At 44.7% G+C, this 13,298-nt stretch carries 12 protein-coding genes; 3 read left to right on the forward strand and 9 right to left on the reverse strand.

What is annotated here, in order from left to right:
* Positions 1-21: 21 nt before the first annotated feature.
* The 3 genes from MuYL_RS17650 to MuYL_RS17660 all read right to left on the reverse strand — a co-directional run bounded on the left by MuYL_RS17650 (position 22) and on the right by MuYL_RS17660 (position 4,958).
* On the reverse strand, positions 22-1,815 hold the full coding sequence (locus tag MuYL_RS17650) for a DUF885 family protein (protein WP_094571812.1): 1,794 nt from the start codon (positions 1,813-1,815) through the stop codon (positions 22-24).
* A gap of 778 nt (positions 1,816-2,593) precedes the next feature.
* Positions 2,594-4,507 carry an alpha-amylase family glycosyl hydrolase gene (locus tag MuYL_RS17655; protein WP_094571813.1) on the reverse strand — a complete coding sequence of 638 codons (1,914 nt, stop codon included), beginning with the start codon at positions 4,505-4,507 and terminating at the stop codon, positions 2,594-2,596.
* Between the two features lie 82 nt (positions 4,508-4,589).
* Positions 4,590-4,958 carry a response regulator gene (locus tag MuYL_RS17660; protein ID WP_094571814.1) on the reverse strand — a complete coding sequence of 123 codons (369 nt, stop codon included), beginning with the start codon at positions 4,956-4,958 and terminating at the stop codon, positions 4,590-4,592.
* 188 nt (positions 4,959-5,146) lie between these two features.
* Between MuYL_RS17660 and MuYL_RS23315 the strand changes: the two genes are divergently transcribed.
* Together MuYL_RS23315 and MuYL_RS17665 are read left to right on the forward strand one after the other, a co-directional pair.
* On the forward strand, positions 5,147-5,317 hold the full coding sequence (locus MuYL_RS23315) for a hypothetical protein (protein WP_157740946.1): 171 nt from the start codon (positions 5,147-5,149) through the stop codon (positions 5,315-5,317).
* On the forward strand, positions 5,299-5,598 hold the full coding sequence (locus MuYL_RS17665) for a hypothetical protein (RefSeq protein WP_094571815.1): 300 nt from the start codon (positions 5,299-5,301) through the stop codon (positions 5,596-5,598). Before MuYL_RS23315 ends, MuYL_RS17665 begins: the two co-directional genes overlap by 19 nt.
* Positions 5,599-5,671: 73 nt before the next feature.
* Here MuYL_RS17665 and MuYL_RS17670 read toward each other — a convergent pair whose 3' ends face one another.
* Entirely contained in the window at positions 5,672-6,250 is a 579-nt protein-coding gene (locus tag MuYL_RS17670) for a thymidine kinase (protein ID WP_394338969.1), read from the reverse strand.
* Between the two features lie 195 nt (positions 6,251-6,445).
* On the opposite strand from MuYL_RS17670, the gene MuYL_RS17675 reads away from it, so the two are divergent.
* On the forward strand, positions 6,446-7,519 hold the full coding sequence (locus MuYL_RS17675; protein ID WP_094571817.1) for a hypothetical protein: 1,074 nt from the start codon (positions 6,446-6,448) through the stop codon (positions 7,517-7,519).
* Positions 7,520-7,565: 46 nt separating this feature from the next.
* Here MuYL_RS17675 and rodA read toward each other — a convergent pair whose 3' ends face one another.
* The 5 genes from rodA to MuYL_RS17700 form a co-directional block, all read right to left on the reverse strand.
* A complete protein-coding gene (gene rodA, locus MuYL_RS17680) occupies positions 7,566-8,828 on the reverse strand; it encodes a rod shape-determining protein RodA (RefSeq protein WP_094573012.1) in 1,263 nt (420 codons plus the stop codon).
* A complete protein-coding gene (mrdA, locus tag MuYL_RS17685; RefSeq protein WP_094571818.1) occupies positions 8,821-10,827 on the reverse strand; it encodes a penicillin-binding protein 2 in 2,007 nt (668 codons plus the stop codon). The genes rodA and mrdA overlap by 8 nt, the downstream gene beginning before the upstream one ends.
* On the reverse strand, positions 10,824-11,342 hold the full coding sequence (locus MuYL_RS17690) for a rod shape-determining protein MreD (protein ID WP_094571819.1): 519 nt from the start codon (positions 11,340-11,342) through the stop codon (positions 10,824-10,826). The genes mrdA and MuYL_RS17690 overlap by 4 nt, the downstream gene beginning before the upstream one ends.
* Entirely contained in the window at positions 11,335-12,168 is an 834-nt protein-coding gene (gene mreC, locus MuYL_RS17695; protein WP_094571820.1) for a rod shape-determining protein MreC, read from the reverse strand. The genes MuYL_RS17690 and mreC overlap by 8 nt, the downstream gene beginning before the upstream one ends.
* Positions 12,169-12,274: 106 nt before the next feature.
* Positions 12,275-13,297: a rod shape-determining protein gene (locus MuYL_RS17700; RefSeq protein ID WP_094571821.1), complete on the reverse strand. Its 1,023-nt coding sequence runs from the start codon at positions 13,295-13,297 to the stop codon at positions 12,275-12,277.
* Between the last annotated feature and the right edge of the window lies 1 nt (position 13,298).

Below are 13,298 nucleotides of genomic sequence, written 5' to 3' on the forward strand. Positions count from 1 at the left end.
CTAATCTCCAGTCTCTAATCTCTACTTCCCAAAATCATAAAACTTCCATTGCGTGGTAAAATCCCTTGTCAATGCCTGGTTGGTGAGGGTGGCGCGTACCATTTCAATAGGCATGGTGTTTTCCTTTATTACGGCGTCGTGAAATTGTTTGTAGGTCATTTTACCGCCGTCAACCAGTTCGCGTTTAAGGCTCATCAACTGCAGGCCACCGGTTAAGTAGGCCACCTGGTAAAGCGGACTATACCCGCCCTGGAACGAGCGCCTTACTTCGCCCTCGGCATTGGCGCGTTCATGCCCTACCCTATCCACCAAAAAGTCTATACATTGCTGTGGTGTCCAGTTGCCCAGGTGATAGTTTAACGAGAAGATGATGCGGGCGCAACGGTGCATCCTCCAAAATAACATCCCGATGCGTTCTTCTGGTGTTTTGGCAAAGCCCTGATCGTATAATAACAATTCCCAATACAGGCTCCATCCCTCTATCCAAAACGGGGTATAAAACATGTTGCGGTATGGCTTGTAGCGGCTGTTCATAAAGTACTGCATGTTGTGGCCGGGCAAAAGCTCGTGCTGCACGGTACCCCTGCTAAAATAAGGGTTGTTGCCCCGCATGCTCATCAGCTTGTCGGCCTCATCCATGGTGTTGGTGGGGTAGCTGATAATGATCTCGCTGCCACCCAAAAAGAAAGGGTTCACCAGTTGCTGCTGCGGCGTCATCATGGTCATGCCCCAGGTTTCTTCGGCCAGCGGCGGTATAGTGATCAGGTCGCGCGCTTTAATAAAGCTCAGCGCATCGTTGTATAATTTCAGGATGGCTTCGGGCTGTTTGCCGGCGGGTACGTAGCTATTCTTCACTTTCTCCAGGGCCTTGTGCCAGTCGTTACCAAAACCCATTTCGTTGCTGGCTTTCAGCATCTCACGGTCGCAAAAGGCGAATTCCTTGTTGGCCAGTTTTATCAGTTCTTCGGGCGAGTAAGGGATCATCTCGGCCTTTAGCTGGCGCACCAGTTCATCGTGCCCAACAGGAACGCCTTTAATGCCACTGCTATCGGGCTTTTGGGTGGTGTTTATTTTGCCCTTGCCCATTATTAAGGTGGCGTAGTTATTTAAAGCGGTATCCAGCTTCAGGTAGGGTTTTGGCATCCACCAGGTAAAGTCGGGATCATAGCCGTTATAAAAATCGTAAAAGCTTTTAAGGCGGCTCTTAAGCCCCAGCACAGCGGCCTTGCCCTTGCGTGCCAGCGGCATATCCAGCGATTTTACGGCTTCAAACGATGCCTGCGACGTCTTTACCGCCTTTATAATATTATTAAGCTGCAGGGCAATTTCCTGCCCGTTTACCGAAATGCCGCGGCGACGTTTCTTTTCCAGCTGGTAAATCTCTTCGGCAAAGGGGATGTAGGCGGTTATCTTATTGTATTCGTCTTCATCAAGCTTTAGTGCGCCAAGGTCAAACACAATCTGTTTTTTAAGCAGGGTATAATCCACCTTGCCATAAATGCTCATGCTTTCAAAATCGCTTTGCTTCAACTTTTCAAGATATTCGTTACCTGTTTCTATCAGGCGTTTACGCTCTTCGGGCGAGGTTTGTACCGATTGATTGGAGTAGCCGTCAATAGCCGTGTAGGGCGAATAAAAATCGCGGATGGCATTCATATCCTGCCCGTATTGGATAATTAGTCCGGATACTTCGCTGGCCTGCTCATACATGGCCTTAGGCGCTGTTTGTGCCGACAGCCTGCCGGTGGAACTAAAAAATACAAAACATAAAATAACAGGAAGGATAAAATTTGACGAGGTTTTTTTGCGATACATGCGGCTACAGGATTAATTATTACCAGGCGAAATATAAGTTAATTTAATGCATGATAAAAATAGGCGCGGCAAGGCAGGTTTAGTAACTATAATTTGACAGGTTGTAGCGGGATTTTAGCCGTGAGGGTTGGGGAAGGTCCATGGTCGATAGTCGATAGTCCATGGTCGATGGTCGATGGTGGATTGTATAATGGAAGGGTGTTGTTTTAGGCATGACCCGTAGGGTCTATCCCGTTGTAGAAATCGCCCCCCTCTTTTATTACCTCGTAGAGGTTACCCTTAACCGTTAGGCAGGTATTGAACAGCGCATAATGGGTAGCCTCTACGAGGCAAAGAACCGCGGAATTGTTTTTTCTACAAAGAGGTAGACCCTATGGTTCAAAATTGCTGACGAAATAAGATCGCACGAAGCTTGTATTGAATTCCTTACCTATTAACTATTGCTAATTATTACACGCTGAAAAAAGATGTAAATTTGAATATGGGTAAGGTCAAGTCAGAAAAAATCAATAAGGTTAAAACTGAATTGGCCAAATGGAAAGCCAAATAATTGCCTGCCCGGAATTGGCATAATTATCCTTCGTATTTAAATAAGTCTTTTTGTCATTCTGAGCGTGAGCGAAGAATCCTCAACGCGGGACAGGTATGAAGGCGACTTATCAATTGGATAAGATTCTTCGCTCACGCTCAGAATGACAAGGGGTATTAACACAAAAAAACCGGATGTTACTCAATTGAATAAGCACCCGGCTGTAAACTCCCCTAGTTTAGTTTTTTATTAATGCAGCGCTGTTTTGCTGTATAAATGATACTCGCCCGGGGCAAGGGTCATCGTATAAGCCAATGATGTTACATTGATGGTTGAACCCGTAAAGTTGTCTGTCCACGTACCTGTTGCCGGGAAAGTTATGGTGGCGGTGTTTGCCACCACACCAAAGTTACCCACCACCTCAATACTGTTTGACGGATCGGTTAGCTGGATGGTTTTCACTGCACCGTCTAAACTGTAATTAAATGTAGTGCTGGTAAACACCGGGTTGTTGATCTTCCACTTGATCATCTGCGAATACACTTTAAACAGGTGCCTGCGGTTGGCATCGTTCATGTATTCCCAATGGGCGGGCTTATCCCCCAGCCTTCCGCCGTTATCAATACTTACGTCGTAACCGCGTTCACCAAACTGCCAAAGCATTTTAGGTCCCGGCGATGAAAACATAAAGGCTGCACCCAGTTCGTCGCGCTTAAGGCCGGTTGCCAGGTCCTTTACACTGTAGCTGCCGCTGGCGTTACCATAGGCGGCGTTTTTAAATTGCAGGCGTTCCTCATCGTGGCTTTCAAAATAGCTTACCAGCGCATAAGGGTTTTTAAAGTTAAACCTGTCATAAAACAAGCCCGAAATATCCCACGAGCCGCCTGCATCGTTATAGCTCATTAAACCCTGCTCTGCCTGAAAACTTTGATTGTTCCAGGTCATCATGCCTTGGTCGGCCAGTTCGCTTTCTTCCTGGTTGCCGGCAAAGTCTTCCAGTATCACGTATAATTTAGGGTCAATGCTTTTAATATAGCTGTTGTAATCCTTCCAGATGGCAACCCGGCTGGCATCATAATTACCCCAGGCGGCAACATCGCTACCGCTGTTGGTTTGTGTAAAACCTTTCGCCAAATCAAAACGGAAGCCGTCAATCTTATACTCCTGCATCCAAAACTTCACTACGTTTTTAACAAAGTATCTGGTAGCGGGGCTCTCATGGTTAAACTGGTACCCCACGTTAAAAGGGTGCGTAGCCACGGTATTATACCAGGGGTTATTAGCGGGCACCCCACCGCTTGAGTACAACTGTACCATAGGCGATGAACCGAAGGAGTGGTTAAGCACTATATCCTGTATTACGGCAATTCCTTTGGCATGGCAGGCGTCAATAAGCGCTTTCAGGTCGTTTTTGGTGCCATAATATTTATCAGGGGCAAAGTAATAGTTGGGGTTGTAGCCCCATGAGTCGTTACCCTCAAACTCGTTTACCGGCATCAGCTCAATGGCATTAACGCCCAGGCGGGCAATATAGTTTAAGGTATCTTTTACGGTTTTATAGCTGTGGGTGGCCACAAAATCGCGCACCAGCAATTCGTAAACTACAAGGTTTTTAGGCTCAGGGCGGGTAAATGTGCTGGTAGTCCAGCTGTAGGCGGGCTGGTTAGCTTCCATTACGCTCACTATGCCGGTTGTTTTACCGGTGGGATAGCTTTTTAAGTTGGGGTATATGGAGGCATCAATATATTTGTCGTTATCCGGGTCAAGTACCTTTTCGCAATAAGGGTCACCTATTTTAAACGACTGATCCACATAATACTGGTAAGCATATTCGGTATTGGGGTCAAGGTTATCTATCTGGATCCACCAGCGGCTGCCATCGGTAGAGTTGGTCATGTTATATTTGGCATCGGTCGACCAGCCGTTAAAATCGCCGGTAAGGGTAACGGTTTTTTTATTGGGTGCATACAAATTAAAAATGGCCGATTTACCGCCGTTTATAAAAGTAACGCCATCATTAGCGCCTGCCGGTACATCTTTAGCTGTCGGGTTAGGATCGGGAACGTTCCCGGAACCCTTGTCAACAGAGGGGGTTTTTGAGCATGAAATAACACCTGCCAGCAAGATCCAGGCAAACAATAAGTACAAATTCCTGATTTTCATTTATTTTCTTCGTTAAAATTGGTGCCTAAAGGTAGGTAATTTGTTTTGACAACTCCAATTTCTTCAATAATTTTCAGGCTGCTTAAATCACATGCTGTTTCACCAGCGCAATCAGTTCGTCCATGTCGAAAGGTTTTTTCAGGTAGGAGTTAGCGAGACCTTCTTCGGCAATTTCTTTCACGTTGCTTACTGCTGATATGATAATTATAGGGATGTGCTGTGTTTTCGGGTTTGTCTTCAGCTCCTTACTCAGCTGCTGGCCATTGGCGTCGCTTTTCCATTCGGTGAGCCAGTTGTCCATCAGGATAAGGCCGGGGTTGTGCTCCGTTACTTTTCCCAGGATCTTTGAGTCGCCCGATGAAAGCACTTCATACCCCTGCTCTTCCAATATGTAAACAATAGTGTCCCTAATGTCTTTATCATCCTCAATAACCAATATCTTTTTGGCCATAACCTTACAAGCTCCTTTATTGTTTAATAACAACCAAGGGTGCTGGTTTTGTTTTAGGCTGATGTGTTTTTTTTGTAAAAAATACTGTTACAATTAACCATCTCCAAAATGGCGAAATGCGAGCTTATAGAAAGTAGCCATTGGATTTGATTTTGATTTTTATTATTTTCGTATATAAACATCAAGCTATGACACATCTGACAATCAATAAAAAAAAATATGTGCTTTTGTCTGAAGAGAATTACCAGGAACTGCAAAAGAAGGCGGCATTAAAATGGAAGCCGGAAAAAACCTTTTCTGTTGAAGAGGCTAGGGCTTACAGTAAAAAGCTTATTAATGAATGGGCTTCAGAAAAATAATTATCCGCGAATCTGCGGCCGAAAGCATTGCAGCGATTTCATTTTTTCTTGAATCAGAAAGTCTTTTAGCTACTGCTGAAAAGTTCACTGATGATGCTTACGATTTCATAACTCATCTGGGTGATAATAGAAAAGGCTATAGAATATGCAGAGATCCTGAAAGAGGCTCGTTGGGGTATAAGTGCATTCCGTACAAGAAAAAATACACAATTGTATTTGTTGAACTGGATACAGAAATTATAGTATGTGAATTTATTCTTTCAAAAGGAATCTATTGGTAAACCAATTACAGTTTAACAACATAAAAAAACCAAGCTTTTACATTATCATACACGGCTATGGTGACCCGAAAAATTACACCTCCAAATTAGTGTAGCAGCTCCGGCAGCGGGGTTCGTAGCTTTCCTTTTCGCCCAGCATTACCTGGTTTTCATCGGGCAGCAGGCGGTACGAGTATAAGGCAGGGTTCCCGCAGCGCACGCATACAGCATGCAGTTTGGTTACTGATTCGGCCATAGCCATAATGGCGGGCATCGGGCCAAACGGACGGCCCTTGAAATCCATATCCAACCCGGCAACAATTACACGGATACCTTTATTGGCGAGGATATTACACACATCAGGCAGCTCTTCATCAAAAAACTGCGCTTCATCAATCCCTATCACGTGCACATCACTGGCCAGCAATAATATGGATGACGCGTTCTCAACAGGGGTTGAAGGAATAGAGGTTGCATTGTGCGAAACCAAAGCATTTTCATCATACCGGGTATCGGCCTTCGGACTAAAGATCTCTACTTTTAATCGGGCTATCTTCGCCCTGTTAAGCCGGCGGATCAGCTCCTCTGTTTTGCCTGAAAACATCGATCCGCAAACCACTTCTATACTGCCCCCCAGTTCATTTCTCCGCTTAAATATATCTTCTACAAACACCAAATCGCTGATTATTAATAGTTGAATGAGCTAGTCCAAAAATCGGGAATCCCCCAAAATACGAAAGAAAAACAGAGAGATAGCTTTGCGCAATAATGCGTCTTTGACTAACCCCTAACCTCTAATCACTAATCTCAAACCACAAATATCAGAATTTAATCTTATTTTTGATTGGCATTTTCCCAACATTGATCCATGAAGCAAAAGGAAGTATTTAAAAAGATAGGTGGCATTATACAGGAGCTAAGTGAACAATATGAATACCTGCAAACCACGGTTGATAATTTAAATGACCTGGAACTTGAACTTTTTGTTGCTAACGCTCATTTCTTAACAGACCATATTGAAATATTGTGCAAACTTAACCTGCAAAATAAACCTAAACGCGCTGTTATTGAAAAACCCGAAACCAGTTACCAGCAAAAGTTTTTTGAACCCGTTGTTCAGCAAATGAAACCGGGAGCTGATTTGAGAGGATTAAGGATGCCAAAACCGCAGGCTAAACCGGTTGAAGTTGAAGTGATCAACAACCTGCCGGAGCCGCCCGAAGAAAAACCGGTGATACAATTGCCTGCTGCCAAACAGCCGGAAGAACACATTACTCCGCAGTTCGACTTCACCTCGCAGGCACCTGAAGATAGTTATTCGTTCATCCGCGAAGAGCCGGAAACCATCCGTCATGAACTGATCTTAGACGAGGCTGAAACATGGGAAGATGAAGAAGACGGTGCAGTTGCCGTTAAACAAAAAGAAGAGGAAAAAACTGAAGAGACACCGGCAGCCGCAGCAACAGAAACGCCGGTGATTACTGAAGAAGCGGTTACGTTACCGCACACTATCGAAACTATTGAACCCGTTATTGAGGAAGTAAAGGCAGAAGAATCATTTGCCCAAACCAGTGAAGCCGAAGTGATTAGTGCAGCACCTGCAAAGGAAGATGCCGGAGAAGCAGAAGTAATAACCCGCAATCAGCAAATATCATCGCAACAGGGCGATAAAACAGCCTCAAAAAGCGACCAGTTAAGCATTAAGCCCATCAGCGATATTAAGCTGGCCATTACGCTTAATGATAAATTGCTGTATGTAAAAGACCTGTTTAACGGGTACAACCTTGCTTACAGCGAAGCTATAGAGATCCTGAACCGATTTAACACGTTTGAAGAAGCCCAGCGTTTTTTAAACACCAATTACGTAACCAAAAACAACTGGGAAAGCAAACCAGCTACCGCCGAAAAGTTATACGCGCTGCTGAAAAGAAGGTACGCTTAGTTAGTTAGCGGTTAACAGGATATTCCACTGTCAACTGTAAACTTACTTAAACAATCCCCATACGGTTAGAATCCAGCTTAAGCAACACAAACAGCAGGATGGTGAAGCTCAATAAGGATGACCCGCCATAGCTGATAAACGGCAGCGGAATCCCTATTACGGGTACCAAACCAATCGTCATACCTATATTGATCATCACGTGGAAAAAGATCACAGAAGCCACGCCATAGCCGTAAACCCTGGAAAATGGCGATCGCTGCCGTTCAGCGATCAGGATTAGCCTTAGCACCAAAAACAGGTACAGCCCCAATACGGTTAACGATCCTGCAAAGCCCCACTCCTCGCCTACGGTACAAAAAATAAAATCGGTGCTTTGCTCAGGCACAAATGAATATTTGGTTTGTGTGCCCTTTAAATAGCCCTTGCCCCACATCTTACCGGAACCAATGGCAATCTTTGACTGGTTAAGGTTGTAGCCCTTTCCCTTTAAATCGCTCTTAATCCCCAATATAATATCAATCCTTACCTTTTGGTGCGGCTTTAAAACGCTGTTGTAAATAACCTTTACGCTAAACACAAACACAATGCAAATTGCCAAACCGGCAAGCATGGTATAAACAACCTTTTTACTGCGCCTGAACAACAAGATAACCGCAAGGGTGATAACCACTATAACCCCGATAACAGCCAGCGGCGGATACAAAACCGAGGTAACAAACAGCGCAATGAACAACGCACCTATGATTAAGAAATAAGGAGAAAGCCCCTCGCGGTACAGCACAAACACCAGCGATAAAAATACCAGCGTTGAGCCCATATCCGGCTGCATCATAATCAGGAACATGGGCACCCCTATGATGGTAGCGGCAATAGCAAACGACTTAGGTTCGCTTACCCTGATATTGGGCCCGCTTAAATAACGCGCCAGTAATAAACAGGTAGAGAACTTGGCAAACTCCGAGGGCTGCAGCCTGAAACCGCCGCCAAGGCTAATCCATGCCTGGTTACCGCCCACGTTGCGCCCAACCACCAAAACAATACCCAGCAATAATAAGGTTATAATGTAAAAGGCAGGTGCCAGGGCAGTAATAAATCTGCTCTCGAGCAAAAGGATAACTCCGCCTACCAACACCGCAACAATGATAAAAGTAAACTGCTTGCCATAGTTGGTATGTGAGTCGATAATGCTTGGGTAACGCTCGTCATACACCGCCGCATGGATATTGAACCAGCCAATGGTACACAGCGCCAGGAAAATGAATACCGTTATCCAATCAACATTAAAAAAAAAGCTGCGCTGGTTATTTATCATCTTTCCTCCCCGGTAATACGGCTAAAAGCCTGGTTGATGAATCTTTTTTGTTTTGACGGGATGCGCCTTTCAGGCCTTTCAAAGGCTTTTTCAAAGTATCTGCCTTCTGCTTTTTGGCGGTATCTTTTGGCGATATCTTCTTCCGGAATCGGCTGTAATAAAGGGCAGAATCGGGCAGGCGGTTAGCGTTGGCAAAATGCTCAACCGTTATCCCAGATTCACGCGGGGAAATGCTTCCCTTTAAATATTTTTCAACTATAAAGCTGGCTATTGGAGCTGCCCAGTGCGCCCCTTCGCCAGAGTTTTCAACCACTACTGCAATAGCTATCCGGGGGTTTTCACGCGGGGCAAAGGCAACAAATACAGAGTGCGCTTCGCCGCCGGGGTTTTGAGCGGTTCCTGTTTTACCGCACATGATGATGCCGGGAATTTTTGACCGGATACCTGTACCTCTGTCAATAACCGCCTGCATCCCGTTTATTACGGGCTCAAAGTATTGGGAGTCTATCCCAACGTAGTTCCTTACAGTATATTCATGTTTAATAACATTTTGAGTGCCTATTGCTTTTACCAGGTGGGGCTTATAATAATAACCATGGTTGGCTATGGTACATTCAAGATTAGCCATTTGCAAAGGCGTAGCCAGCAACTCCCCCTGCCCGATAGCAAGCGGAATAATAGTGCTTGAACGCCAGCCACCTTTATGATAAAGGTTATCATAATACAAAGGTGTTGGCACATTACCACGGCTTTCGCCCGGCACATCCAGATCAAGGCGGGTGCCTAAACCAAATTTCTTCACGTTATCGCGCCATGTTTTATAGCTTGCTTCTGTTTGGTGTGTGCCGTTGTGATCAATTATCTTTTGAAACACCATAGAAAAATAACCATTGCACGATTCGGCAACGGCGCTGCTTAAGTTAACCAAACCGTGTGCTTCGCCATTATTACATTTAACCCTGCGGTTACCCGCCTGGTAATATCCGGGGCAGTAATAACTGGTTTGCGGAGTAATGATCCCCTCCTCTAACCCAATAAGTGCACTTAACGGCTTAAAAGATGAACCCGGGGGATATTTTGCCTGCACCGGCCTTATAAAAAACGGGTTGTAAACATCGGCGTACATTTTTGCGGCATTGTTTCCGCGTTCGCGGCCAACCATCAGGTTAGGGTCGTAAGTTGGGCTGCTCACGTAGCAAAGAATCTCGCCGGTTGAGGGCTCAATGGCAACAATACTCCCCACCTTATCATGCATCAGCTTTTCGCCCAGCTTTTGGATGCTCAGTTCAAGCGATGAGGTTAAACGCTGGCCGGGCACAGCCGCAGTGTCATATAGCCCGTTGGCAAACTTTCCTTTCAGCGTACCGCGCGAGTCAACCATTTGGTTACTAACGCCACGCTGGCCGCGCAACACAGTTTCGTATGATTTTTCAACACCGGTTACACCAATAAAGTCTCCGGGATGGTAGTAGCCATTGGAGTGTTTGATATCCTTATCCTGCACCTCGCCAATATAACCCAGGAATTGTGCGGCAACAGAATCGGGATAGTTACGCAGGTACCTGGTGATTGCCGAAAAGCCGGGAAATTCTGAAAGCCGTTCAGACACCGAGGCATAAGTTTGCGCGGTAAGTTGTTTTTCAAATACCGACTTTAACACCGGTGAGTACTTCCAGGCTTTTACCCAGCGCTTGTTAAAGCCATCCCGGTCAATCCCCAAAAGCTTGCAAAACTCTACGGTATCAAATGGCTTAACCTCACGCGGGGTTATCATGATATCATAAAATGGCTCGTTTTGCACCAGGATCTTTCCGTTACGATCTAATATAGGGCCGCGTGCAGGATATACGATGGTTTGCCTTAACACATTTTTACCGGCGTATATGGCATATTTAGGATCAACTATCTGGATATAGAACAGCCGGGCCAGCAGTACAACAATTATGGCTATAAAAATTCCGGCTATAATGTAGCGTCGCTCAAAAAAACTGTTCATTTACGCTCTTTTCTCTTGAAAAATAACAAACCCGAAATTAGTATTAAAAACACGGTAAATACAGAACTCAATAAAATGCGGCTTATTGTAAATTCAATTTGCGAAAGGCTAAAAGCTTCGAGGTTGAGGAGAAAAAAGTGGTGAACAAAGGTTAGCACAACGGCATAGGCTAAAAACCACCGCAAACCCATTATGCTTAAGGTAGGTTCGGGCTCGTTATCAAACCCATCTTTTTGAACAGTTATGCTGATGAATAAAATCCTGACAAAGGCAAGTACCACGCAGGCAGCCGCATGCAGGCCCGGGGTATCGTAAAAAGCATCAATGGTAAGCCCCAGGATAAACGACAGTGCAAAAAGCAAAACGTTAGGCACCTCGAAAGGCAGCAGCAGGATAAAAAGGATATACAGGTAAGGGGTTGAAAGATCATATAAATTAATGTTCTTCAACAAAAAAACCTGGATAAATACCAGTACAATAAACCTCAGAAAATTAATTATAATGCGCTTACTCATCCTTTTTTTGCTGAGCCTCCAGTCCCGTTTGCTCTGCGGCAAATTTATTATCAACTACGTAAACATATTGCAGCTTGGTAAAATCAACGGCCAGGGCCACATCCATATTTAATGAAACACCGCCACCTTTACTCTTAAGGCTGCTGATGGTACCTATCGGGATCCCTTCGGGGAATAACGAATAGCCTGATGTCACAACCTTTTCCCCAACCTTCGGCACCGCATTATTTGATACATCCCGCAGTAAACCTTTGTGCGGATTAAACTCCTCGCCCCATTGAATATACCCTATCTCTTTATTATTAGCTAACATGGCGCTGAATTGAGAGTCTTTATGAAGCAGCGACTGGATCACCGAAAAATGATCGGAAACAAATACCACTTTGCCCACCAAACCTGCGTTGCAGATTACCCCGAGCCCTTTAGTAATTCCTTGTTTACTCCCTTTATCTATAGTGATATAGTTATTTGCCCTGTTGGTTGAATTATTGATTACCCGCGCTACAATGTATTCATACTGCTGCTTATAAACGGTATCATTAACCTTGTGCTTATTAAGTGTATCGGCATATAACGACGATTTAAGCTGGTTACGCAACCTTGCATTTTCACGTGCCAGGCTATCGTTGTTATCTTTTAGTGACAGATAGCTTTTAAACTCGCTGATGCGGGCATATAAATTTCCGGTAACTGAGTTTGATGAATTTATAAAAGTGGCCTTTTGAAAAGAGTTGTATTTGATATATACCAGCAGCGCCGAAACCTCGAAAATAATAAACAAAAAGAATGCGTTATACTTAGTGATAAATATCAGGAGATTGCGCATTTGTTAGAGAATTGTGAGTGGTGAGTGGTAAGCGGTGAATGGTGAATGAGTTGAGTAAGATTTAAATTAAAGACCACTCACTATTCACTACTCCCCACTCACCAGACTATTGCATTAAAAATTTAAAGTTACCAATATTTTTAAGGGCTGTGCCTGTTCCGCGTACTACGGCGCGCAACGGATCTTCGGCTACGTGAACCGGCAATTTGGTTTTTGCGGCAATACGCTTATCAAGGCCGCGCAGCAAGGCGCCGCCACCTGTTAAATAAATACCGGTTTGATAAATATCTGCCGAAAGCTCCGGCGGGGTGATCTCCAATGCTTTAAGAATCGCTTCTTCAATTTTCGAGATCGATTTATCAAGGCAGTGTGCAATTTCTGAATAAGATACCATTATCTGCTTGGGTACGCCTGTCATTAAATCGCGGCCCTGTACAGCAAAATCTGTTGGCGGGTCTGCAAGTTCAGGCAATGCGGCACCAACCTCGATTTTAATTTTTTCAGCTGTACGGTCACCAATCATAATGTTATGCTGGCGGCGGATGTACTGAACTATATCAGAGTCGAAGTTATCACCTGCCACACGGATAGACTGATCGCAAACGATCCCTGACAGCGCGATAACGGCAATTTCAGTGGTACCACCACCAATATCAATAATCATGTTACCCATAGGCTCTTCAACATCAATTCCAATACCTACGGCAGCAGCCATTGGCTCATGAATAAGGTAGACTTCTTTTGCCCCGGCAATCTCGGCCGAGTCACGTACGGCACGTTTTTCAACTTCGGTAATGCCCGAAGGAATACAGATCACCATCCGCAATGACGGGAAGAACCAGCCCTTACCGTGGTTAATCATTTTGATCATCCCGCGGATCATGTGCTCAGCAGCGTTAAAGTCGGCTATTACCCCATCCTTAAGCGGCCTTACGGTACGAATATTATCGTGTGTTTTGCCTTCCATCTGCATTGCCTGGCGGCCTATGGCAATTACTTTATTGGTAGTGCGGTCAAAAGCTACTATTGACGGTTCATCAACAACAACTTTATCATTATGTATTATGAGGGTATTTGCGGTACCTAAATCAATGGCGATTTCTTGTGTAAAAAAGTTAAATAGACCCATT

Origin of the sequence: Mucilaginibacter xinganensis, from assembly GCF_002257585.1 — a bacterium.
GTDB classification, from domain to species: domain Bacteria; phylum Bacteroidota; class Bacteroidia; order Sphingobacteriales; family Sphingobacteriaceae; genus Mucilaginibacter; species Mucilaginibacter xinganensis.